The sequence below is a fragment of the Actinokineospora baliensis genome (assembly GCF_016907695.1).
Taxonomy (GTDB): Bacteria; Actinomycetota; Actinomycetes; order Mycobacteriales; family Pseudonocardiaceae; genus Actinokineospora; species Actinokineospora baliensis.
In genome coordinates this window covers 5,667,840-5,692,536 of sequence record NZ_JAFBCK010000001.1, presented here as the reverse complement: position 1 = coordinate 5,692,536, position 24,697 = coordinate 5,667,840, and the positions used below count along the sequence as shown (strand labels likewise).

Sequence of the window (24,697 nt, the reverse complement as noted above, 5' to 3'; positions counted from 1 at the left end):
GCCTCCGAGGGGTCAGGCGCGGCGGGACCGGGCGGCCAGCACCGCCGCGGCGATGACCGGGCCGATCGTCAGGACGAGGAAGACGGTGGCGTCGAGCAGACCGAGGGCCGTGGGGTCACCTTGGAGCCTGGTGGCGATGACCTGCACGACGTGGGCGATGGCGGGGACGATCGCGAACAGGAGGCTGAGCGTGAGGAACACGTAGCCGACGAGCAACAGCCACATGTACCAGCGGGCCACTTCGCGGTCGCGCGGGTGCCAGGACGACTCGTCGACCGGGGTTCCCCTGCGCCGCAACAGGGAGTTCAGTCTCTGGTGCAGCATCTGGCTAGCCACGACGTGCAAGTCGTTGCAGCCCAAAACGGTGCACACCAGGTAGTACAGGTCGGTGCGCAGGAAGAAGTAGAACTGCCACACCACCCGCAGCAGGGTGACGAAGGCGAACGCGAGCGCGATCCGGCCAACCGGGTGTCCCACGCCGACGGCGGCCGCGAGCAGTGCGCATAGGCCGAGCACCAAGGCGTCGGCCAACAAGCCCGCGAGGATCGGTACGTAGCGCTGCTTGCGCGGTACCGCGACCAGACCGTCCATCCTGGTCTCGAAGACCAGGAAGTAGAACCGGCGGCCGATCGACAGCGACGAGTTGATGCCGAGCCTGCGCCCGGCGAGGGCGTGGAACGACTCGTGCACCAGGATCAGCGGCACCTGTCCGAAGAAGAGCGCGAGCTGCACCACCACGAGCGATTCGGTGAAGAACATGTTCCGCGCGTGCGGCGCCATCCCGGGGACGGTGATCATCGCCACGACCCCGCCGAGGAGGACGAGCGCGTAGACCGCCAACGCCCACCAGGAGAACAGCGCCTCGCCGAGCCGCCGCCACCGCACCGGTCCCACCGCCGCGGCGCTCTCCCCGTCGCCGACGAGCATCTCGTACTCGACGAGGATCTCCAGGAACTCGGCGATGTCCACGGTCTCGCCGTACTCGTCGGCGTACCAGGCCGCCGCCGCGTTCGGCGGCACCCCGTCGGTCAACTTGCGCAGCAGCTCAGCCCCGTCCGGGGGGAACACACCGAACAGCCCGATGTCCGCCCGACCGACGGTCACCTCGTCGCCGTCGGCGTGGAAGGTCAACGGGTGCAGCGCGAGCGGTCGGTCGAGGTCGAGCGCGGGTGCGGTCATGGCGGCCTCACGGTGTGGTCCGGGGGCGCCCCGGTGCGAGCCGGGGCGCCCAGGTCGCATCAGACGTAGATCGGACCGCAACCGCCGGAGTAGAGGGTGGCCGCGGTGGTCAGCCGAACCGAGCCCGCCTTGCGCACCTTGATCTTCTTCATGTGTGCCTCCTGTCGTGTCGCGACACCGGACCGGCTGGTGACGATGGCCAGAACCGTTGCCGCGAAAGGGATCCGCCCTCCCTCAGGCGGACTTGGACAACTCTCGGTCCCAGCGGTCGCGCCGGTCAAGGGTCCGGTCAGGTGTCCGCCGGATGAACGCCCGATTTCGTGGCGACCGCACGCGGGCAGTGGGCCGAAAGGTCCGCTGTGGACGGATTGGGGCCGGTCGGGGAATGACCAACAGCGGCACTGCGCCACCCGGTGCGACGGGGTGGCGGGCACGCGGAGCAAACAGCTGCTCCGGTCGTGACCACCGCGCTGCGACGAATGGTTGGCGTCCCCTCGGCCGACTCCGATCAGCTGGTGGCGCAGTGTCAGCGGCCTTGCGCCGTTGGGGGAGGTGGGTAACCCGATTGCCCGATGGACGGGTCGCCGGGGCAATTCGCTGTTGCTACCCTCCTGGCACGTTCTCGCGAAGGGAAAGGACACTTCCGCCGTGACCGACGCTCGTATCGCCTTCTTCGGCCTCGTGGTCGAGGACATGGCCCGTTCGCTGGCGTTCTACCGCTTGGCGGGCCTCGACTTGCCCGCCGAGGCCGACCAGGAGCCGCACGTGGAGGCCGACCTCGGTGGGGTGAAGCTGGTGTGGGACACCGTCGGGACCATCAAGTCCTTCGACCCGGACTGGACACCGCCCACCGGCGGGCACCGGGTGGCCATCGCGTTCGGCCTGCCCGACCCGGCCGCCGTCGACGCGGGCTACGCCGCGTTCGGCGCCGCGGGCTACACGCAGTACAAGGCGCCGTGGGACGCGTTCTGGGGCCAGCGCTACGCCATCGTGCAAGACCCAGACGGCAATCACGTCGAACTCTGCGCCCCCCTCCCGAGCGCGTGAACGCGCCGGGTGCGGTGTCCACCCCGACCTGACGCCGCGATAGCCTGGACCTCGTGGGAAGCAGCGATTTCACGGCGGTCATCGGCGACTGGCCGTTGGTGACCCTGGAGGAGCCGTTCAGGCCGGGGGTGTTGGTCTACAAGGTCGCCGGCAAGGTCTTCGCGATCCTGCAGGGCGACAACCCGGCGCAGGTGACGCTCAAGTGCGAACCCGGTTGGGCGCTGGAGTTGCGCGCCCAGTTCGACGCGGTCATCGCGGGCTACCACATGAACAAGCGGCACTGGAACACCGTCCTGCTCGACGGCAGGGTGCCCGAGGAGGAGTTGCGCGACATGGTCGAGCACTCCTACGACCTGGTTGTGGCCGGGCTCCCGAAAGCCGTCCGGGCGAACATCACCCCGCGCAAGGGTTGACCCGGTTTGGCCCTTACCCCCCAACGGTGACCGGGCGTTGACTGGGAGGCATGGCTACTTCCGAGGTGTCGTACCAAGGGGCCGTGGGGGCGGAGTTGGTGCGGCCCGGGACGGTGGGGGAGTTGTTGCGGGGCGCCGTCGAGGTGGCTCCGGAGGTGTGTGCGCTCGTCGAGGGGGTCGCCGAGGCGGGGGAGCGGCGGCGGTGGAGCTACGCGCGGCTGTGGGAGGACGTCGAACGGGTCGCCTGGGGGTTGCTGGCGAGGTTCCAGCCGGGGGAGCGGGTGGCGGTCTGGGCGAACAACATTCCGGAGTGGACGATCCTGCAACTGGCGGCGGCGGTCGCCGGGATGCCGCTGGTCACCGTCGACCCCGCGCTGCGGGCCGATGAGCTGCGGCACGTGCTGCGGACGTCCGGGGCGGCGGGGATCTTCCTCAAGCGCCGGTACCGGGACAACCTCATGGCCGAGACGGTGCGGGAGGTGCGGCGGGAGCTGCCAGGGCTGCGCGAGGTCGTGTTCTTCGACAGGTGGCACGACGTCCAAGGCCCGCCAACGCGGTTGCCGGTGGTCCAACCGGGGGACACGGCGCAGATCCAGTTCACCTCCGGCACCACCGGCTTGCCCAAGGGTGTTGTGCTGCACCACAACGGCCTGGTGAACAGCGCTCGCCTGTCCTACGCGCGGTTGCTGCGGTTCCGCAGGGCCGATCCGGTGCTCAACGCCATGCCGCTGTTCCACACGGCCGGGTCCGCCCTGGCGACGCTGTCGGCGATCGCGACGGCCAGCACCCACGTCCTGGTGCCGCACTTCGCCCCGGACCTCGTCCTGCGCCTGGTCGAGCAGGAGCGTTCCGTTGTCCTCACCGGCGTGCCGACGATGCTGCGTGCGGTGCTCGACCACCCGGACCTGCCCCGCACCGACACCTCGTCGCTGCGGTGCGCGCTGTCCGGGGGCGCGGTGGTGCCGCCGGACCTGGTGCACCGGGTCGAGGCGGCGCTGGGGGTGCCGATGGCGGTCATCTACGCCCAGACCGAGGCGTCACCGGCGATCACGATGACCGACCCGTTCGCCGATTCCGCCGAGGACCGCGCCACCACGGTGGGGCGCCCGGTCGCTGGCGTCGAGGTGGCCATCAAGGCGGACGGGCGGACCGTGACCGTGGGGGAGGCGGGCGAGCTCTGCACGCGCGGCTACCACGTGATGAGCGGGTACCTGGGTCCGCCGGAGCAGACCGCGCGGGCGATCGACGACCAGGGGTGGCTGCACACCGGGGACCTCGCCGCGATGGACGCACGCGGGTACTGCCGGATCGTGGGCAGGCTCAAGGAGATGATCATCAGGGGTGGGGAGAACTTGTTCCCCCGCGAGATCGAGGACGCGCTCGCGCGGCACCCGGGGGTGGCCGAGGTGGTGGTCGTCGGTGTGCCGGACGAGCACTGGGGCGAGCAGCCCGCCGCGTTCGTGCGGGCGCACCCCGGCGCGGCACCGACCGAGGACGAGTTGGTCGCCTACGGCCGCGAGCACCTGGCGCGGCAGAAGGTGCCGCGGGTGTGGCGGTTCGTCGACCGGATGCCGACCACCGGGTCGGGCAAGGTGTCCCGGGTGCTGCTGCGGGACCGGCTGCTCGCCGAGCCGCCGGTCCCGCCCGGCTCAGACCGGGACGACAGCGGCGGTGAGCCCGGCCAGTGACGCGGCGACGCCCGTGCGCACGTCCTCGTCGACCACCACGCCGTCGTCGATCATCGACGGGGAGACCGGCAGGTGCACGCAGGCCTCCTCCACGATGGCCGCCCCGGTGTAGTTCAGGACCAGGCGCAGGGAGGCGTGCGCGTTGGCCGCCTTCGTGGAGTTGCCGGACACGTTGATCCACGCGGTCGGCTTGTCGCAGATCTCGACCCCGCCGACCGTCCAGTCCAGCAGGTTCTTGAACGAGCCCGGCAGCGCGCCCGCGTATTCGGGGGTGCAGATCAACACCGCGGCGGCGCGCTCGATCCTCGTCCGCATCTCGATGACCGACTCGGGCAGCGGGTCGTGGTCGTCATCGGGGTTGAAATGCGGCAGGTCGGCCATTCCGGCGTAGGTCACCGCCCGGAATCCCGCGGGCACCAGCGCGGCCGCCGTGCGCAGCAGCGCCGAGTTGCTCGACCCGTCCCGGAGGCTGCCGGAAATCAGCAGGATGTCGGAAATCTCGGTCATCGTCCTCACTCCGTTCCCGCGGTGGCCGACTCGTGCAGATCGCGTCCCCTGATGAAGGTATAGGCGATGACCGCCCCCACGGCGCAGATGACCGCGCAGACCACCATGACCGACCCGAACGAGTCGACGAACAGCGCCCTGGCGAGGTCCGCGCCACCGCCGAGGTCGCCGCCCGCCCCCGAGGCCACCGCGCGGCCGACCTCGCGGTCGGTGCCCTCCGACCCGGTCGCCAGGCCGGACCCGCCGACCGCGGCGATCACCTTCGCCTGGAACAGCGCGCCGAACGCCGCCACCCCGACCGCGACGCCGACCTGCTGGAACGTCTCCCCGATGCCGGTGGCCATGCCCGCCTTCTCCGGCGCGACCACCCCGACCGAGACCACCGAGCGCGGCGGGTTGAACATGCCCATGCCGACGCCCATCACCAGCATGCTCGGCAGCAGCGACAGCCACGAGTCGCCCGGGTCGACCAGCGCGATCAGACCCATGCCGACCGCGATGAGCAGGATCGAGGTGCCGATCAGCGCGCCGGGGGCGAACTTCGACACCACCCCGCCGGTCACCGCGGCGACCACGAACAGCACCAGGGTCAGCGGCAGCAGCCGCAGGCCCGCTTCCAGCGCGGAGTAGCCGAGCACGTTCTGCAGGTAGGACACCTCGAGGAAGATCGCGGCGAGGCTCGTCGCGTTGGACAGCAGCGTCGCCAGCGACAGGCCGAGGAACGTGCGGTTGCCGAACAGCCCGAGGTCCAGCATGGCCGCGCCGCCGCGGCGGCGCTCCACCAGCACGAACACCGCCAGCAGCACCACCCCGCCGACGAACATGCCCAGCACCGCGGGGCTGGTCCAGCCCAGCGCCTCACCGCGCAGGAACCCGAGTACCAGCAGCACCAGCGCGGCGCTGAAGACCACCAGTCCCGGCCAGTCCACCCCCGGCGCCCCGCCCGGTCGCTGCTCGCGCAGCTTCAGCAGGGTCAGCACCAGCAGCACCGCGCCGACCGGCAGGTTCACCAGGAAGATCCACCGCCAGTCGCCCTCGGCGAGCAGACCGCCGAGGGCGGGCCCGAACGCCAGCGCCAGACCGGCGACCGCGCCGAAGAGGCCGAACGCCTTGCCGCGCTCGGCGCCGGTGAACTCCTGGGCGATCAGCGCCGGGCCGACCGCGAACAGCACCGCGGCCCCCGTGCCCTGCACGCCGCGGGCCACGTTGAGCGCGACCATGCCCTGCGACAGGCCCGCGGCCAGCGAGGCGAGGGTGAACACCACCAGCCCGGCGGCGAACACCCGCCTGCGGCCGAGCCGGTCGGCCAGCGAGCCGCTGGTCAGCAGGAACGCCGCGAGGGCCAGGGTGTAGGCGTCGATCACCCACTGCTGGGCCGACAGGTCGGCGCGCAGGTCGACGCGGATGTCGGGCAGCGCGACGTTGACCACGGTGACGTCGAGCATCAGCATGAACGTCGCGACGCAGGCCACGCCGAGGGTCCACCAGCGCGCGGTGGACCCCGGGGTCGAGACGTCCGGGTCAGCGGGGGGCGGGGCCTCAGCCGACATGGGGTTCTCCTTCTGCTCGCGGTGGCACCGGGCACCTGTGCCCGGGACGGGTGCGGTCGAATCGAGCCCACGGGACGGTCACGGCACGGCCACCGCGGTCGCCGAGCCATTCACCGCGGGGATTTCGTGCAATTCCCGGGAAACGGACGAAATGCCGTGCAGTGTGGCCAGGACGGCGCCATCCGGTGCTGTGGCCACGTATTCCCCCGTGCCGCTCCGCGTGTTCGTACGGTACCGCAGCGTGATTTCCCCGGAACATCGGATGTCCCACTCGCTGTCGTTTCCCGGCGCGTACAGCTCGATCGCGGCAATGGCGGTCGGCACGATCACCGGAATCGCGCCCGAATCGCCGACATCGAGCACCGAGCTGCGCAGCAGGGCGTCGAGGGTGGCGCTGGGCACGGTGAACCGGTCCAACGCGGTGCCCCTCGGTCGCATCCCGAACCGCGCCGACCCACCGACCCCCGCCCGGCCGAGGCGGGCGTCGGTGAGGCCGCTGAAGACCCCGCTCAGATGGACCGAGCCGCCGAGTTGGTAGACGTCCGGGACGGGGATCCCCCGCGGTGGCGGTGGGGGCGAGGCCGGAACCGACGGGTGCTCGCCCGCCAGGTGGACCGTCATCCTGGCGTGTTCGCGCGAGGGCACCGGGCCCGACGGCGCGCTCGCCACCCGCACCTGCACCTGGTCGCCGTCCGCTGTCGCGGTGACCAGCAGGTGCCGTGGCCAGTTCGCCACGGGTGCCCGGATGAAGCTCGACAACACGATGTCGGTGAACCGCGCCGCGACCTTCCCCGGAACCCGCGCGGCCTCCGCGGCGATCTGCAGGACGACGGTCGCTGGCACGGTCGGGCGCCCGTCGACGGTGTGGTCGAGCAGCCACGGGTGTTCGGCCAGGTCGATCGAGCACCGCCACGTCGTGCTCGGGCCGTCGGCGACGCCGGGGTCGGTCAGGAAGACCGGTGGGCGGTTCGCCGAGCGGTCGCGCAGTCCCGGGGCGGCGCGGTGCAGGGTCGACCACTCGGCCTCGCCGAGCCAGGTCGACCCGAGCGCGCCGACCGGATCCGCCCGGCCCGCGAGCTCGGCGCGGAAGAACTCCAAGCCCTGCCCGTCCGACAGCTGGGTGAAATCGGCGAGCCCCGACGTGAACGGGGTGCCGGTGGCGTACCCGGCCGCCATGCCGGACTCCACCCAGAGCCCGGACACGATGGCGACCTCGTCGCGGCCCGCTGCCCTGGCCGCCGCCGCGGACAGCAGCAGGTACTCGTTGCCCGCCTGGTAGTCGGCCTCCCCGCGCATCCCGATGAACGCGCCGACCGAGCTCAGCGAGCACCACAGCGCGGGCGGGTCGGCGGCCAGCGCGGCACGCAGGTTGTGGTCGCCGCGGACTTTCACGTCGCGCACGAGCCGGTAGTCGGTGAGGTCCTTGCGGGCCAACGCGGTGCTGCGGACCAGACCGGCACCGTGCACGACGACGTCCACGCCGCCGTCGACCCCGGTGATCTCCGCGACCAGCGCGGCCACCCGCTGCGCGTCGCGCACGTCGCAGCGCCGGTAGTGCACCCGGTCGTCGCCGAGCCGCTCGCGCAGCAGCCGGATCGCGGTGGCCCGTTCGGCGTCGCGCACCGCCTCGGTGTGGCGGCGGTTGAGCGAGGCGAGGTTCTCGCCGGGGAAACGGGCCATCAGTTCGCGCAACGCGGTCGACTTGTCCGGGAGCAGCGGTGGCGTCGCCGGGTCCGGCTCGGGCGCGGTACCCACCAGCCACACCGACCGCGGTGTGCTGTCCCGCAGCAATTCCCGTACCAACCGCGCGGTGATGCCCCTGGCGCCGCCCGTGGCCAGCACCACCGGGTCGGCGACCACGCGTGCCGGCGCGTCCGCCGGGGGCGCCGGCAGCGGGCGGGGCACCAGTTCCCAGCGGCGGCCCGCCCGCAGGTAGGCGACCGGCAGGTGGCGGTGGTTCCCGCTCTCCGCGGCCAGGGCCGCCAGCCCCTCGTGCGGGTCCGGTGAGTCGGTGATGACGGCGAACACGAGGCAGCCGGGCAGTTCCGACTCCACGCTGCGCACCAGGCCCGTGGTCAACCCGGTGTCCGGGCGGGGAACGCCGGACCCGTCGAAACCGTCGAGCAGGACCGCGCCGACGCTGCCGCCCGCCGCGAGCGGGACCACCAGCGCCCGCACGGCGGCGAAGGTGAGGTCGTTGGCGGCCAACGCGTCCTCGAACGACCCGCCACTGGTGAGGACGGTCCGCACGTGCCTGGCCCCCGCCACGCGCGCGGTGACGGTCTCCGGGTCGGTGTCCAGACCGAGCACGACGGCCGCTTGGGTGCTGAAGACGCCGGGGTTGTCCGTGATGACAACACAATCCGGCGGGATGGCGGGCAGTTGCGCGCGGTGCGCTCGCGCGGGCGTCGGCCACAACTCCAGGGCGTGGCGGGTGAGGATGTCCCGGAGGCCGGGCTCGCGGACCGCCGGGGTCACGGTCACCTGGGGTGTGCGGGTGTCCTCCTGCGCGGCGAGCACCGTGCGACCTGTGGCCGTGTGCAGCAGCCTGAGCAGTTGCACCGCTGCTTCGGCGCCGTGGTGGACCCGATCACCGCTCGGGGTCGCCGTGGCGGCGGGCGTCGTGCCCACCTCGACCACGCCCAGCCGGTCGAGCCCGTGCTCGGCGGCGGTGGCACCGCTGGTCAGCACGACACCGATGGCCGCTTCGGCGGGCTCGCGACCGTCGCGGGGCGCGACCTGGTCTGCGGCGGCGGCCACTCCGATGACGAAGGCCAGGTCGACCTCGCCGTCGCGCACCGCCCTGGCCGCGGTGGCCAGCGCGGAGGTGAACGAGTCCAACCCCGCGTCCAGCGCCATGTTCGGGCCGTGCAGGTCCAGCCGCTGCGCGATCCGCGCCGGGATGATGTTCGGCATCAGCCCCGGGTACGAGTCCTCCGTCGCGGCGGGCACGGCGGCCGACGCGGGCCCGGCGACCAGGTCGGCGAACCCGTCGATCCCGCCGCGGGCGGCCAGGTCGGCCAAGTAGGCGCGGGTGTCGTGGCGCACGGCGGCCGTCGTCGGCCCGCTGTGCCCCACGTACACCCCGGTCCGGTCGGCCAACCCGGTGCGGGCGAACCAGTCCCCGGCCAGCTCGTCGGCGCACCGCACCGCGATCAGCTGGCTGCGGTCCATCGCCGCGATCGCCGACGGGGCGAGTCGCATCTGCACCGGGGTCGGCAGCGGGTAGTCGTCTGGGAACCTGGTCGGCCAGTCGGCGGCGTCGCCGCGCAGCCACGCGGTGACCCGGTCGCGGCTCGGGTCGCCGGGCAGATGAGCCGCCCACCCCGCCACCACGACATCGTCGACCGGCGCGGTGGCCGGGCGTTCGGGTGCCCTCGCCGCGGTGTCGGTGAGCAGCAGGTGCCCGTTGGTCCCGCCGAACCCCATGGCCGAGATGGCCACCGTCCGCGCGCGGTCACCCGCCTGCCACGCGAGGTCGGTGGTCGGCACCGTGATCGGCACGGCTCCGTCGACATCGCGGGGCAGCCCGGTGAAGTGCCGTTGTGCCGGGATCCGGCCGTGGCGCAACGCGAGGACGGCGTGCACGGCCGACACCGCGCCCGCCGCCCACCCGGTGTGCCCGACGGTCGACTTGTTCGACGACACCGTCCACCCGGTCGGTCCGCCGAGCTCGCCGAGCACGGTCAGCTCCGCGCGATCCCCGGCGGGGGTCCCGGTGGCGTGCGCGATGACCCAGTCGATGTCGCCCGCGTCCACGCCCGCCGCCGCCCAGGCGCGGCGCAGCGCGATCCGCTGCCCGACCGGGTTCGGCGCGTAGATCGCCTTGCCCCTGCCGTCCGACGAGCCGCCGAAACCCGCCACGTGCGCGAGCACGGTGTCGCCGTCGGCGCGTGCCCTGGCGAGGGTCTTGAGCGCCAGCACAGCGGCGCCATCGGTGAACAGCACGCCGTCCGCGCTCGCATCCAACGGCCGGACCGCGCCGGAGCGCGACAGGCCGCGCAGCTTCGAGAACAGCACGAGGTTCTGCACGCCGACCGCGAAGGCGCCACCGCACACCGCCACGTCCGCCTCGCCCGCGCGCAGCGCCCGCGCACCGATGTCGATGCTGTACAGCGACGACGAACAGGCGGTGTCCACCACGACGACCTCGGTGTCGCCGGGGAGGTCGACCGCGGCGCGGCGCGCGATGCGGTACGGCAGCATCTCCTCGGGTGCGTCGACCGCGAGCGGGTAGAGCTCCCGCAGCCGCTGGTCGGTGCCTGCGTCGAGCCGGTCGCCGAGCAGGCGGCGCACCTCCCGCGCCACCAGGCTCTGCTCGAGGTGGTGGCTGCCGTCCGCGGTGAGGCCGACGGCGAACAGGTGCCGGTCGGTCCCGGTGGTGGTGACGGTCGCCATGGCCTGGGCGATGCCGCGGCGCAGCCAGCCCTCGGTGAAGTCGGTCGCCGCGTCGGCGCGCGGGTCCGGTGCCATGAAACCGGACACCCGGGAGTAGGTGCGGTCGGCCTCGGTGGGGTCGCCGGAGAAGATGTGGTCCAGGGCGATCCGGTCCCCGGGCTCGCCGAACACGGTGTCCTCGCCGTGCAGCAGCTCCCAGAACCGGTCCGGCGAGTCCGCGCCCGGCAACACAATGCCCATCCCGACCACGACGACGGAATCGGGATCCTCGTTGTCGCACAACGAGTCCATTGCGGACTGACTGTCCACTTCGGCGCGGGAGGCGTCGACCTCGACGCACTGGCCCGCGAGCAGGTCGGCCCCGGCCAGGAACAGCACCGCGGCCGCGGTCTCGGCGTCGACCGGTCGGTCGCGGGGACCGGTGACGACCACCGCGTTGACCCTGGTGGTGCCACCGGTCAGCCCCTGAACGGCCGCCCGCACCGCGGCCGGACCGCCGTGCGGCGGCCACTGCCCGGCGTTGTCCACCCGCGCGTCGACGACCACCACCGCGACCGGCGCGGTACCGGCCGCGACCTCGCCGAACACCTGGCCGATCGGGTGGTCGTCCCCGACGACGTGCACCACCACGCCCGCCCCGGACTCCACTGTGGACGGAGCGGGCCCGCAGGCGCCCGCGATGGCCGACGCCAGCGGCCCGGATCCGAGGACGCTCACCCGGGGCGCGGTCATCGGGCGGCGCCCTCAGCGGCGAGGGTCCCCGCGACCATGTCCGCCAGCTCGGCCAACGTCGCGTGCGCGAGGAACCGGCCGTCGTTGACCGAGGCGGGCAACCGGAACTCGCTGCCGACCTTGCCCAGCATCTCCGCCCGCTTGAGCGAGTCGATCCCGAGCTCGGCCTCCAGGTCCGCCTCGGGATCCACGGCCTCCAGCGGGTAGTGCAGCGCGGTCGCGTAGAGCACGCGCAGCCGCTCGGTCACCTCACCCACGTCCGGACCGGTGACCGGCGCGGCCTCGACCACCTCGACCACCGCCGCGGCCTCGGGTGCCGGGACAACGGCCGGGGCACCACCGACCGACACGCCGGGAACGGTGGCGGTGATCAGCTTGCCCAGCCCGCCGCCACCGCACTCGACCACCGCGGCCAACCCCTCGGCGTGCAGGTCGCGCACCGCGGCGACGAAGTCGACCGGCGAGCACAGGTGCCGAACCAGCACAGCGGCGAGGTCGTCGGTGTCAGCGACGTACCGGCCGAGGAGTGGGGAGTACACCCGCGCGCGCAACGGCCGTTGCCGCACACCCGCGAGCGACTCGGCGAACCGCTCCGCGGCCAGCGCCAGCCCGGGGGAGTGGTAGGCGTACGGCGCGGGCAGCCGCACGGTGGCCGCGCCCAGCGCCGTGGCCACCGCCCGCACCGACTCCAACGCTGCGTCGGGTCCCGCGACGACGGTCCGCGTGGGCGCGTTGCGCACCGCGATCGCCGCCCGCGGGTCGTCGACCGCCGCGACCACGTGCGCGGTGCGGGCCGCGGACATCCCCACCGACAGCATCCCGCCCGGCTCGGTCACCGCCCCGGCCAGCGCGGCCGACCGGTGGCACACCACCCGCAGCGCGTCGGACAGCTCGAACGCCCCCGCCGCCGTCAGCGCCGCCAGCTCGCCGAGGCTGTGCCCGACCAGCACATCGGGCTCCTCGGTGCGACTCGCCAGCCGGTACTCGCCCAGCGCGGCCACGAACACCACCAACTGCAGCGCGAACGGGTCCGCGCTCGCCAACTCCGCCGCGGTCGGCCCGGCCGGGTCGAGCAGGTGCCGCCTGACCGGTGGTGCGCCGAAGGACGCCGCGACCGCGTCGGCGGCGTCGAGCAGATCACCCAGGTCCGTCGCGGCCGACTCGGCGGCGAACATCCCCGGTCGGAAGGCCCCTTGGCCCGCGAGCAGAAACGCCGTCTTGGACATGTCAGGTCCCCCTCGTGCTGAGTTCGGTGCGCCGCAGCGCGCGCCCGATGTCGTCGGTGATCTGCCCCGCCAGCTCCGCGGGCCGCTCGGCGAGGTAGAAGTGGCCACCGGGGTGCACGTGCACCCCGACCAGCCGCTTGGCCGCAGCGCCGAGCGCGGCCAACCTGGCCTGGCTGACCGCGGGGTCGTCCCGGCCGCCGAACACCGACAGCGGCACGTCGAGCCAGCCGGGGTCGGCCATCGGGTCGAAGCGGGCCGTGGCGGTCAGGTCGGCCCGCAGCGCGGGAAGCAGCATCCGCCGCGACAGCGGGTCGCGCAGCAGGTCCCGCGACGTCCCGCCCAGGCTGTCGACCAGGTCGAGGACCTCGTCGTCGGTCATCGCGTCGGCCGCCGCCCGCCCTCGGCCAGGACGGGCCGTCCACCCCGACAGGCCCAGCCACACCGGGGCAGGACCCGCACCCGCGCGCAGCCGCCCGGCCATCCTGGCCGCCACCGCCGCGCCCATGCTGTGCCCGAACAGCGCGAGCGGCCGGTCGAGCCCGTCGACGGCGCGGTCGAGCAGCGCGTCGGCGATGTCCTCGACCCGGTCGAGCAGCGGCTGCCGGTGCGCCAGGCCGCGGCCGGGGGCGTCGAGCGCCAGCACCTCCCAGTCGGCGGGCAGGTGCCGGTCCCAGCCGCGGTAGGCCAGCCGGGACCCGCCCGCGTGGTGGGTCAGGACCAGCCGGACCGGGGTGCCGGTCACCACTCGACCGGCAGCTCGCGCACGCCGTAGAGCACCATGTCGTGCCGGAACGGCAGCTCGTCGATGGCGGTGGGCACCCGCAGCCCGGGGATCCGGTCGAACAGGCCGGTGAACACCGTGGTCAGCTCGACGCGGGCGAGGGTCAGCCCGATGCACTTGTGGAACCCGTGCCCGAACCCGATGTGCCGGTTCACCGACGGGCGGTGGATGTCGAACACGTCGGGGTCGGCGAAGACCGCCGCGTCGCGGTTGGCGGCGTTGAGCATGACCAGCACACCCTCGCCCGCCTTGATCTCCTGGCCGCCGACGACCACGTCCACGGTGGCGGCCCTGGGCAGCCCGGCGTGGTTGATCGACAGGTAGCGCATCATCTCCTCGACCGCGGCGGGCATCAGGTCGGGGTCGGCGCGCAGCTCGGCCAGCTGCTCCGGGTGCTCGAGCAGGGTCAGCACGCCGAGGCCGATCATCTGGGCCATGGTGTCGTAGCCCGACAGCAGCAGCAGCGCCGCGAGCCCGACCAGTTCCTCGTGGCTGATCAGCCCGTCGAGTTCGTGGCGCACGAGCCTGCCGAACAGGTCGTCCTTGGGGTCCGACTTCTTCTCGGTGACCATCCGGTCGAAGTAGGCCATCAGCTCCTCGGCGGCCCGGGTGGTCTCCTCGGGGCTGGTGGAGCGGTCCAGGATGGTGTCGGTGAGGCCGACGAAGATCTCCTGGTCGGCGGTCGGCACGTCGAGCAGCTCGCAGATCATCGTGGCCGCCATCGGGTAGGCCAGGTCGGCGACCAGTTCCGCGGTGCTGCCGCGGGCGAGCATCGCGTCGATGAGCTCGTCGAGGACCTCGCGCATCCTGGGCCGCAGCGCCTCCATCCTGCCCACCAGGAACTCCCGGGTGACCAGGCGGCGCAGCCGGGACTGGTCCGGCGGGTCGAGCTGCAGGAAGAACCCGGGCGGCGGTGGCACGTCGCCCGCCATGTAGCTGGGGAACCCGGGGGTGCGCGGGTCGGAGCTGAACGTCGGGTTGGTCAGGACCGCGGTGCAGTCCTCGTGCCGGGTCACCAGCCACGCCAGGCCGCGCGGGGTGGAGACCTGGACGACCGGCTGGTCCCGGCTCAGCGACCGGTACTTCGGCGGCGGGTCGAGCGGGTGGCTGCGGGCCATCGGGAAATCGGGCACCACGGAGGTCATCGGTCACTCCCGTTCTCGGGTCGCGGCGGCGCGGGCAGGTAGCCGATCGCCACGAAGTAGCGCAGGTAGAGGTCCATCAGGTCGCGGTCGACCGGCCGCGCGGTGATCCCGGACCCGGCCAGTGCCGCGGCGAGCCGGGCGTTGTCGAACACCGGGCGGCTGCCCGCCAGGCCGATCTCCTCGGCGGGCCGGTCCTGGTCGAGCAGCGGGATGTACGGGGCGAGCTCGTTGTCCGCGCCGCCCTCCACAGCCGCCACCAGCTCCTCGCGCCACCGCCGGTAGGGCAGCGTCCGCAGCGGGTAGCCCAGCGCGATGATGTGGTCGACCACCTCGTCCATGTCGACCGTGCGCGCACCGGGCAGGTGGTAGGTGGCGGGGGCGGCGCCGGAGAGCGCGATGTGCGCGATCGCCTTGGCGCAGTAGTCGACCGGCACCAGTTCCAGCCGGAAGTCGTAGCGCATCGCGGCGCCCAGCTGCACCCAGCCGCGGATCAGGTGGTTGATGAAGGTGTCGGTCGCGCAGGCGCCGGTGTCCTGCGCGCCGGTCAGCGCGCCCGGCCGGTACACCGACGCGGGAACCCCGCGCTCGCGGGCGGTGTGCACCAGGGTGTCGGCGACCCACTTGGTCTGCCGGTAGCCACCGACCACGCCCTCGGGCTCCGGCAGCGGCCCCTCGGTCCAGGTGACCTCGCCGGGGGCACCGGGGAAGGCACCGGTCGAGCACACGTAGTGCACCGGCTTGACCCTCGTGCGGCAGGCCAGCCGCAGCACCTCGACCGTGCCGAGCACGTTGACCGGTTTGGCCTGCTGGTAGGGGATCGTCCACCGCGAGTCGGCGGCGTTGTGCACGATCATCTCCGCGTCCGCCGCCACCGCGTGGTACGCCGCGCGGTCCATCCCCAGGTACGGCTTGCCCGTGTCGCCCACGACCCCGCGCAGCCGGGTTTCGTCGCCCTGGTGCCAGATGCCGTAGTGCTCCAGGTTCGCCCGGACCCGGGCCACGACGTCCTCGGGATCGCGGCCGCGGGCGAGCACGAGCAGGTCGGCGTCGCTGCGGTCGAGCAGTTCTCGCACCAGGTAGGCGCCGGTGTAGCCGGTGGCGCCGGTGACCAGGACCGTCCGGAACGGACCCACCGCTGGCGGTGCCGCGCCCGGCTCGGGCCGCACGTCCTCGGGCAGCACCGCTTCCAGCCGTAGTTCCTCCGGCGTGACCCCCCGTGCGCCGCCACCGGTCAAGGCGGGGTCGCCGGTGGCGCCGACCATCCTGGCCAGCCGTTCGACCGTGGGCTCCTCCAGGAAGCGGCGCAGGTCGACGCGCACGTCGAAGGCTTCCCGCACCGCCGCCGCCATCCGCATGACCAGCAGCGAGTTCCCGCCCAGGGTGAAGAAGTCGGTGCGCACCCCCACCCGGCCGACGCCGAGCATGTCCGCCCAGACCTGCGCGACCCGGGACTCGACCGCGCTCCTGGGTGCCAGGTAGGTGTCGGTCTCTGGCCGCTCGGGTTCCAGCGGTGGCAGGCTCTTGCGGTCGACCTTCCCGTTGGGCAACGTCGGCAGCTCCGGCAGCACCACGAACCGGGTGGGCACCATCGCCTCCGGCAGCGTCGCGCGGGCGAACCCGCGCAGGTCGCCGCGCAGCGCGGTCTCCCACGACGTCGCCAGCGGGTCGTTGCCGAGCGCGCTGTCGGCACCGCTCATGCTCGGGCCTCCTTCCGGTGGGGCGCGGTGAAGTGGGCGTCGATCGTGTGCAGCGCCCCGTCCGGTGCGACCGCCAGCCGGACCGAGCGGCCCGCCTGGGCGGCGATGTCCACCAGGTCCTCCGGGTGCGGGACCGCGTCGTCCGCGACCGACCACAGCTCCCGCTGCAGGTCCCAGGCCGTCGCCCCGTCTGGCAGTCCGGCCAGCAACCGCACCGCGGCGGCGGGGCGGACCAGTCGCCGGTTCGGGATGCCGGTGACCACCAGCGCGCCTGGCCCGGCGAGCGCGGCGGCGAGGTCGTCGACCTCGGTCCACGGCACCACCCCGGCGTGCTCGGCGGCGGGTGCTGGTCCGATGTGGAGGGTCACGTCGAAGCGGAACGCGGTCAGCTCGTTGTCCGCCCGGCCGCGCTTGAGCTCCGCGCTGACCGCGCCGATGTCCGCGCACCCGCGCGCCACCCGCTCGAAGAAAGCGGGGGCCAGGCACAGCTCCGGCTCGTCGCGCACCTGACGGGCGGTGGCCGACCGCAGCTCCGCGACCGGCTGCAGCACCGGCGCCCGGTGCAGCGCGACAGCGGTGTGGAACTCGGGCAGGGCCCGCACGCTGCGCACGTCGCCCACGTGGACCGCCCCGCCGGGCCGCACCACGCGCGCCGCCTCGGTGAGCACCCGCGCCAGGTAGGCGGGACCGGGGAAGTACTGCGCCACCGAGTTGATGACCACCGCGTCGAGGCTGTCGGTCGGCAACCCCGCCAGGTACTCCGGGCCGCCGTGCACCAAGCGGACGTGCTCGGGCAGCGGCCGGTCGCCGAGGCAGTGGGCGGCGGCCTCGAGCGCGGCGGGGGAGATGTCGACCCCGTGGTACTCGGCGGTCCGCTCGACCAGGCCGCGCAGCACCAGCCCGACCCCGACGCCGATGTCGGCGACCGCGGCGGGGGAGTGCGCGGCGACGCGCGCCACGGTGTGCCCGAGCCACTCGCGCATCTGCTCGGCCGGGATCGGGTCGCCGGTGTAGCTGCTGGTCCAGCCCGCGAACTCGTCGCCGTCGGGCCGGTAGGTCTGCTGCCACACCTCGGCCCACCGGCGCACGTGCGCCTGCTCGGCGCCGGGGTCGGCACCCGCGCCTGCGGGGGTGAGGTAGGCGACCAGTTCCGTGCCGGAATTGCCCGCCACCGCGACCACCGCGACCGCCTCGACGTCGGGGTGGCGCGAGAGCACGCTCTCCACCTCGTCCGGCTCCACCCGGTGGCCGTGGATCTTGACCTGCCGGTCCACCCGGCCGAGGAACTCCAGCACCCCACCAGCGCCGCGGCGCACCCGGTCGCCGGTGCGGTAGAAGCGGCGACCGCGCAACCCGGCGAACCGCTGCTCGGTCAGCTCCGGGCGGTCGAGGTACCCCTGGGCCACGCCGTCGCCACCGATCAGCAGCTCACCACCCACCCCCACCGGCACGTCCCGGTCGTGCGCGTCGACCACCCGCACCGCGGTGTTGGCGATCGGGGTGCCGATCGGCACCGCGCCGTCGGCGGCCGGGTCCAGCTCGTGCACCGTCGACCAGATCGTGGTCTCGGTCGGTCCGTACATGTTGAGCACCCGCACCCTGGGCAGCGCGTCGAGCAGCTTGCGCGCCAGCCCGGACGGGAACGCCTCACCGCCGACCAGCAGCGCCCGCGCCGAGCCGAGCGCTTCGAGCGCGCCGGGCTCGGCGGCCACGGCCGAGAGCAACGACGGCGTGCCCTGCACCAGCGTCACGCCGTGGCGCAGGCACAGGTCCCGCAGCGAGTGCGGCGCGCGGGCCACCTCGTCCTCGTGGTCGCGGCGCAGCCGGTCCACCCAGCGCAGGCTTTCCAGCGCGGCGTCGGTCGGCACCCCGAAGTCGATCAGGCAGGCGACCTCGTCCACCCCGGCGGCGGCCAGCTCGCGCAGCAGCGGCGCGCACGTGCTCGGTGAGCCGAACAGCCCGGAGGTCTCGAAGTAGCGGTCGATGGCCTGGTCGATCACCGCGTCCACATAGGACTCGGCGTCCCGCTCGGGGAAGTCCTGGCCGGTGCTGGCGAACATCGTGCGCCACAGCTCGGTCGAGCTGCGCAGGTACGCCCGGAACGGCTCCCGCGCCTGGGCCCTGGCCCCGGCCGGGTCGTCGGACATGAACGTGTGCACCATCAGCGTCACCTCGCCGGGCCCCTCGTGCCCGGCAGCGGCGCGCGCCGCCCGGTAGGCCGCGATCTTCTCCGCCAACGCGTCCGGTCGCTGTCCCAGCAGGTGCGTCAGCAGGTTGGCGCCGCTGGCCCCCGCCTTCTCGAACGTCGCGACGGTGCCCACCGAGGTCAGCCAGATCGGCGGCTCGGCCTGCACCGGGCGCGGGAACACCCGCACCGGTACCTGCTCGCCGCTGCCCCCGGTCCGCGTCACCGGATCACCCCGCCACAGCGCGCGGAACTGGTCGATGTGCTCGGTCATCACCCGCTTGCGGTCGGGGAAGTTCTCGGGGAAGAACACGAAGTCGTTGGAGTTCCAGCCGGACGCGAACGCCAACCCCACCCGGCCACCGGAGAGGTTGTCCACGAGGGACCACTCCTCGGCCAGCCGCACCGGGTCGTGCAGCGGGGCCACGGCGCTGCCGCTGCGCAACCCGATCCGCTCGGTCACCGTGGCCAGCGCGGCGGCCATGACCGACGGGTTCGGGTACAGGCCACCGAACTCGTGCCCGTGCCGCTCCGGGGTCCAGATCGCCCGGAACCCGTGCGCGTCGGCGAACCGCGCCGCGTCCAGCACCAGCCGGTAGCCCTCGCGGGCACCCTGTTCGCCCGCCGCGGCGGCGAAGAAGAACAGGCTGAACCCCAGCGCGCGCTCGGTGTCGTCGACCAGGTCCGGCCGCACCAGGTTGCGCCCGATCCCGTCGTCGGCGACCACCACGTGCGCGCCCCTGGTCAGCGGCCACAGCAGCTCCAGCACCGAGATATCGAACGACGCGCTGGTCACCGCCAGCACCACGTCCTCGCCGCCGCACCCGACCCGCTGGTCCATCCCGGCGAAGAAGTTGATCACGTTGCGGTGGGCGAGCCGGGCACCCTTGGGCGCGCCGGTCGAGCCGGAGGTGTACATGACGTACACCAGGTCCTCGCCGCCGACGGGCACGGCGGGTGCGGTGTCGGGTACCGCGGTGCCGGTGCCGATCTCGATCACGGGGCAGGACAGGTCCCGCGACAGCTCGGCGGGGGTGCCGCTCGAGGTGAGCAGGCAGGAGATGCCCGCGTCGGCGGCGATACCGCGCAGGCGCGGCAGTGGGAAGGTGGGGTCGAGCGGAACGTAGGCGGCGCCCGCCTTGAGCGTGCCGAGCAGTGCGGCCAACAACCCCGTGCCGCGGTGCACGCTCACCCCGACCAGGTCACCGGGGCGCACACCCGCGCCGAGCAGCCGGTGCGCGACCCGGTTGGCGGCCGCGTCGAGTTCGGCGTAGGTCACCGAGTCCCAGCGGTGCGTCGCGGCCGTCGCGTTCGGCGTGAGCGCCACCTGGTTCTCGAACAGCCCGTGCAGCGTCGCGTTAGTGTCATAGGCGGTCACCGGGCCGTCCCACGCGGCGAGTTCCCGGTGCTCGTCCGCGCCGAGCAGGTCCAGCGTCGACACCGGCCGGTCCGGGTCGGCGGCGATCGCCGCCAGCGCCCGCTCGTGGTAGCGGGCAAGGCGTTGGCACAACGGCGCGGGCAGCGCCGCCACGTCGCAGTCGAGCCAGCCCTGCAGTTCGCCCCCGCCCGGCTCGACGAGGAAGTCGACCGCCACCGGGTAGTTCGTGTCCGCGACCCCGGTGCTCGCGCCCAAGACCGACTCGTCGCGGTAGCGGCCGCGGTGGAAGTCCATGAAGTTCACGTAGCTGGCCAACCCGCCCAACGGCGACGCCTCGCCGAGGTCGCGCTGGATCTGGCCGAAGGGGTACCTGCGGTGCGGCGCGCACGCGCTCTCCCACGCCGATACCCGCCTGGCCACCTCCACCGGGCTCGCCCCGGTGAGGTCGAGCGGCAGCGGCAGGGTGTTGAGGAAGACACCGATCACCTCGTCGCCGCCCGGCTCCTCCAACCGCGAGTTGCCGACCAGCCCCGTGAGCACCTCGTCCTGGCCGCTCGCGGTGGCCAACGCCATCGCGTGGGCGGCCACCAGCAACGACTTCAGCGGCAACCCGCGCGCCGCGGCCACCGCCCGCAACCGCGGCACCAGGTCCGCGGGTAAGTCGAGGGTGAACCGGCGGATCTCCGAGGTGGCGAACCCGCGCTCGGTGTCCACCCCGAACAACGTCGTCGGTGTCGCGCCGCGCAACGCCGACGACCAGAACCGCTTGGCGTCCGGGTCGGCGAGTGCGGCCAGCTCGGCGGCGACGAAGTCGCGGTAGGTCGAGCGCGGCTCCGGTTGTCCGCGCGACGTGCCGCGGTAGCGGTCGATGACCTCTTCGAGCATCAGCACGTCGGACCAGCCGTCGAGCAGGACGTGGTGCTCGATGACGGTCAGCTGGAAACCCGCCGCCCCGCACGGGTGCGCCACGAACCGCAGCAGCGGCGGGGCGGCCAGGTCGAACACGGTGTGCTTCGCCCGGTCGACGAACTCCGCCACCGCACGGTTCCTTGCGTCGGCGTCGAGGTCCCCCAGGTCCGCCCCCAGCTCGACCGGGACCTCGACGTGCGAGTGCACCAGTTGCAGCGGCTCGGAGAACCGACCCAGCTCGACCGACACCCGCAGCTGCGGGTGTCGGGCCACGGTGTCCGCGCAGGCCGCGCGCAGCGCGTCCAGGTCGAGCGCGGTGGGCACCGCCACGCTGGTGACCACCCGGTACACCGAGGAGTTCTCCTGGTAGGAGACGTGGTAGAGCATCGCGGCCTGCATCGACGTCAGCGGGTAGGCGTCGTCGAGCCCCTCGGGCAGCAGCGTGCGGTCGGTGGGGTCGAGCAGGCTGAACGGCTCGCTCGTTGCCGCGTCCCCGGTGGTCGCCCGCAGCAGCGGCGCCAGTTCGCGGATCGTGGGGTTGGCGAACAGCTGCGCGACGGTGAAGGTGCGCCCGTGGTCGCGTTCGACGGCCACACGGGCCCGGATGGCGAGCATGGAATCGCCGCCGAGCGCGAGGAAGGAATCGGTGACGCCGAACCCGTCCGACCCGAGCAGCCGCCCCCACACGGCGGCCAGCAGCTCCTCGTCCGGTGTGGACGGTGCGACCGCGGTGGTCGACACAGGCGCCGAGTCCACCTCGGGAAGGGCGGCGCGGTCGACCTTCCCGTTGGGCAGCAGCGGGATCGCGTCCAGTTCGACCAGGACGGCCGGGACCATGTACGCGGGCAACCGCCGCGCCAGGTGCGCCCGCACCGCGTCCCGGTCGAAGGCTCCGCCGGACACCACGTACCCGATGAGCCGCAGCGCCCCTTCCGCGCCCGCGGCGACGACGACGCTCTGGCGTACCGCCGGGTGCTCCAGCAGCGCCGCTTCCACCTCGCCCGGTTCGATCCGGTAGCCGCGCACCTTGACCTGGTGGTCGTTGCGGCCCAGGAACTCCACCACACCGTCCGCCCGCCACCTGGCGAGGTCCCCGGTGCGGTACCACCGCTCGCCGTCGCCTCCGCTGACGAACCGCCGCGCGGTCAGCTCGGGCTGGTGCAGGTAGCCGGTCGCGACCTGGGCGCCGCCGATGTGCAGCTCACCGGCGACCCCGATCGGCACCGGGACCCCGTCCGGGTCGAGGATGTGGACGCTGGTGTTGGCCACCGGCCTGCCGATGGGCACCGACGCGCGGTCGCGGCCGGGCAGGCACTCCCACGCGGTGACGTCGACCGAGGCCTCCGTCGGGCCGTACAGGTTGTGCAGCCGGACGCCGCCCGCCCGCCCGGCACCGCCCAGCCGGTCGAAGAAGGCCGCCACCGTGGCCGGGCGCAGCGCCTCACCGCTGCAGAACACGTGGCGCAGGCTCGTGAGCTCGCCGGGACCGTCGACCAGGAACAGGTCGAGCATCGACGGCACGAAGTGCAGCACCGTGATCCCGTGCCGGTCGACCGCTGCGGCCACCAGGTGCGGGTCGCGCTGCGCCCCCGGCTCCAGCAGCACCAGCCGGGCTCCGGTGATCAACGGCAGGAAGAACTCCCACACCGACACGTCGAACCCGGCGCTGGTCTTCTGCAGGACCCGGTCCCCGGCGTGGATGCCGTAGTCGTCGCGCATCCAGGTCAGCCGGTTGACGATCCCGCGGTGCGGCACCACCACGCCCTTGGGCTTGCCGGTCGACCCCGAGGTGTGGATGACGTACGCGGCGTCCTCCGGCCCCAACCGCACGTCCGGGGTGTCGGTGTCGGGCAGGGTCGGCAGCAGGACGTCGACCTCGACGAGCTCGGCGGCGACGGGCGCGGGCAGACCGGACCGGGTGAGCACCAAGCGGACCCGGGCGTCGGCGACCTGGAACGCCAGTCGCGCGGGCGGGGACTCCGGGTCCAGCGGCAGGTACGCCGCGCCCGCGATCAGTACCGCGTACAGCGACACCACCAGCTCGGGCGAGCGGTGCGCGTGCACACCCACCACGTCACCCGGCCGGACACCCCGCCCGATGAGGTACGCGGCCAAGCGATCCGCCTGGTCGTAGAGCTGGGCATAGGTCAGTTCCCTGGTGCCCGCCACCACCGCCACCGCGTCCGGTGTCCGAGCCACCTGTTCGGTGATCAGGTCGGGCAGCGTGCCCGACAGGTCGTAGTCGCGGGCCGTGTCGTTGAAGGTCTCCACCGCCGCCCGTTCGGCGTCGGCGAGCAGCGGCAACGAGCCGATCGGCGTGTCCGCGGGCGCGGCGATGAACCTTGCCAGGAACTCGCCGAACCGCTCCCGGTGCGCGTCGACCTCGGCGGCGCCCAAGGTCGCGGTACCGATCCCCAGCGCCAGCGGGCCGTCAGCGGCACCGCTGTAGAAGTCCAGGGAGAGCGTCCGAACCGGACCGGAGGACAGTTGCCGCACGGTCGCCGCGCACTCCCCGAACCGCAGGGCCCCGTCGAACCCGATCACGTTCGCCACCACCTCGGGCAACGCGGCCCCGCCCGCACCCGAGCGCAGCGCCCGGTGCAAGTCCTCGCCGCGGAAGCGCTGGTGCCGCACGGCACCGGCGACCGCGCCGTCCACGTGGGCGATCAACTCGGCCACCGTCGCGGTCGGTGGCACCGCCAGCCGCAGCGGCACCTCGTTGGACAGCATCGACGGCGTGGTCAGCGCCGCCTTGCCGGTGCGGGCCCGGACCGGGAAGCCGATCACCAGGTCCTCGCGCCCGGTCATCCCGCGCAGGTAGGCGGCCAGACCGGCGATGATCGGGGCCGACCAGTGCGAGCCGCGCTCGGCCGCGGCGCGGTGCACCTCGCGCATCGTGGTCGTGGTGTCGGCCAGTGTGCGCGAGGGCTCCTGGTGGCGTTCACCGCCGTCTGCCAGGCCGAGCGGGCCGGGCGCCTCGGCCATCCGGTCCAACCAGTACACCCGGTCCGCGTCGTGCTCGGCCGAGAGCGCGTACTCCCGCTCCTGCTCGCCCAGCTCGGCCAGCTCGCCGAACGGGCACGGCGGCGGTTCGGCACCCGCGACCAGCGCCGAGTACACCCGCGACAGCCGCCGCCAGAACAGGATCTGCCCGTAGCCGTCGAGCAGGAAGTGGTGGTACCGGAAGTAGAACAGGTGCCGTTCGGCGGCCAACCGCAGCAGCGCGACCCGCACCAACCGGTCCACCCCCAACCGCAGCGGTGCGGACGCGTCGCGCGCCATCCACGTGCCCGCCAGGGACAGTCCGTCCGCCACTGTCGCGGCGGAACGCAGGTCCACGTGCTCGACGGTGGGCGCCGCCGCCCGGTCCAGGGTCGCGGTCACCGCCGCGCGACCGCCGTCGCGCAACGGTTCCGGCCGCACCAGCAGCGCCTCGCACTCGGCGCCGACCAGTTCGACCGCCCGGTCGAGCAGGTCGGGGCGCAGCGGCCCGGTCAGGTCCAGGTAGCCTGCGCAGGTGTAGGCCGGGTTGCCCGGGTCCACCTCGTGCGCGGTCCAGACCTCGGCCTGGGCGGTCGACGGGCGCACGTCATCGGTCAACGTCATCCGCTGTAGTCCCCCTCGAGCACACCGGAAAAGGTGATGACAAATGACCAAGGGGTACCCACGGGAAATGGGCAGCACGCGAACCGGAAATGTCTATGCGATGCCACCCCGAGCCCCCTCGGTGCTTCGAACAATACTCGACCCGAGGGGGCACGCGTCGGCCGTTTGGGTATTTTCCGTCGGGCGGTCCACCTGTTTGGGTGATTTGTCGCGTCTGTTCGCGGCGCCACCGGCAGCTTCGTCAGGTGCTGTCGTG

General features: G+C 73.3%; 12 protein-coding genes. 3 read left to right on the top strand and 9 right to left on the bottom strand.

Annotated elements, in window-relative coordinates:
• Positions 1–12 precede the first annotated feature (12 nt).
• Entirely contained in the window at positions 13–1,179 is a 1,167-nt protein-coding gene (locus tag JOD54_RS25440; RefSeq protein ID WP_204453874.1) for a hypothetical protein, read from the bottom strand.
• 648 nt (positions 1,180–1,827) lie between these two features.
• Between JOD54_RS25440 and JOD54_RS25435 the strand changes: the two genes are divergently transcribed.
• The 3 genes from JOD54_RS25435 to JOD54_RS25425 are packed head-to-tail and all read left to right on the top strand — an operon-like array spanning position 1,828 to position 4,327.
• Entirely contained in the window at positions 1,828–2,226 is a 399-nt protein-coding gene (locus JOD54_RS25435) for a VOC family protein (RefSeq protein ID WP_307860269.1), read from the top strand.
• 53 nt (positions 2,227–2,279) lie between these two features.
• On the top strand, positions 2,280–2,639 hold the full coding sequence (locus JOD54_RS25430; protein ID WP_204453871.1) for an MmcQ/YjbR family DNA-binding protein: 360 nt from the start codon (positions 2,280–2,282) through the stop codon (positions 2,637–2,639).
• Positions 2,640–2,689: 50 nt separating this feature from the next.
• Positions 2,690–4,327 carry an AMP-binding protein gene (locus JOD54_RS25425; protein WP_204453869.1) on the top strand — a complete coding sequence of 546 codons (1,638 nt, stop codon included), beginning with the start codon at positions 2,690–2,692 and terminating at the stop codon, positions 4,325–4,327.
• Here the strand turns inward: JOD54_RS25425 and JOD54_RS25420 are convergent.
• The 8 genes from JOD54_RS25420 to JOD54_RS25385 form a co-directional block, all read right to left on the bottom strand.
• Positions 4,289–4,834, bottom strand: coding sequence for an NADPH-dependent FMN reductase (locus tag JOD54_RS25420; RefSeq protein WP_204453866.1), 546 nt, complete (start codon positions 4,832–4,834; stop codon positions 4,289–4,291). The two genes, JOD54_RS25425 and JOD54_RS25420, sit on opposite strands and share 39 nt — an antisense overlap.
• 5 nt (positions 4,835–4,839) lie before the next feature.
• A complete protein-coding gene (locus JOD54_RS25415; RefSeq protein ID WP_204453864.1) occupies positions 4,840–6,384 on the bottom strand; it encodes an MFS transporter in 1,545 nt (514 codons plus the stop codon).
• Between the two features lie 78 nt (positions 6,385–6,462).
• Positions 6,463–11,514, bottom strand: a complete 5,052-nt coding sequence (locus JOD54_RS25410; protein WP_204453861.1) for an SDR family oxidoreductase — start codon at positions 11,512–11,514, stop codon at positions 6,463–6,465.
• Positions 11,511–12,740, bottom strand: coding sequence for an acyltransferase domain-containing protein (locus JOD54_RS25405; RefSeq protein ID WP_204453859.1), 1,230 nt, complete (start codon positions 12,738–12,740; stop codon positions 11,511–11,513). The genes JOD54_RS25410 and JOD54_RS25405 overlap by 4 nt, the downstream gene beginning before the upstream one ends.
• A gap of 1 nt (position 12,741) precedes the next feature.
• Positions 12,742–13,482 carry a thioesterase II family protein gene (locus JOD54_RS25400; RefSeq protein WP_204453857.1) on the bottom strand — a complete coding sequence of 247 codons (741 nt, stop codon included), beginning with the start codon at positions 13,480–13,482 and terminating at the stop codon, positions 12,742–12,744.
• Entirely contained in the window at positions 13,479–14,666 is a 1,188-nt protein-coding gene (locus JOD54_RS25395) for a cytochrome P450 (protein ID WP_204453855.1), read from the bottom strand. The genes JOD54_RS25400 and JOD54_RS25395 overlap by 4 nt, the downstream gene beginning before the upstream one ends.
• A complete protein-coding gene (locus tag JOD54_RS25390; RefSeq protein ID WP_204453852.1) occupies positions 14,663–16,363 on the bottom strand; it encodes a thioester reductase domain-containing protein in 1,701 nt (566 codons plus the stop codon). The genes JOD54_RS25395 and JOD54_RS25390 overlap by 4 nt, the downstream gene beginning before the upstream one ends.
• A complete protein-coding gene (locus JOD54_RS25385; RefSeq protein WP_204453850.1) occupies positions 16,360–24,441 on the bottom strand; it encodes a non-ribosomal peptide synthetase in 8,082 nt (2,693 codons plus the stop codon). The genes JOD54_RS25390 and JOD54_RS25385 overlap by 4 nt, the downstream gene beginning before the upstream one ends.
• Positions 24,442–24,697: the final 256 nt, after the last annotated feature.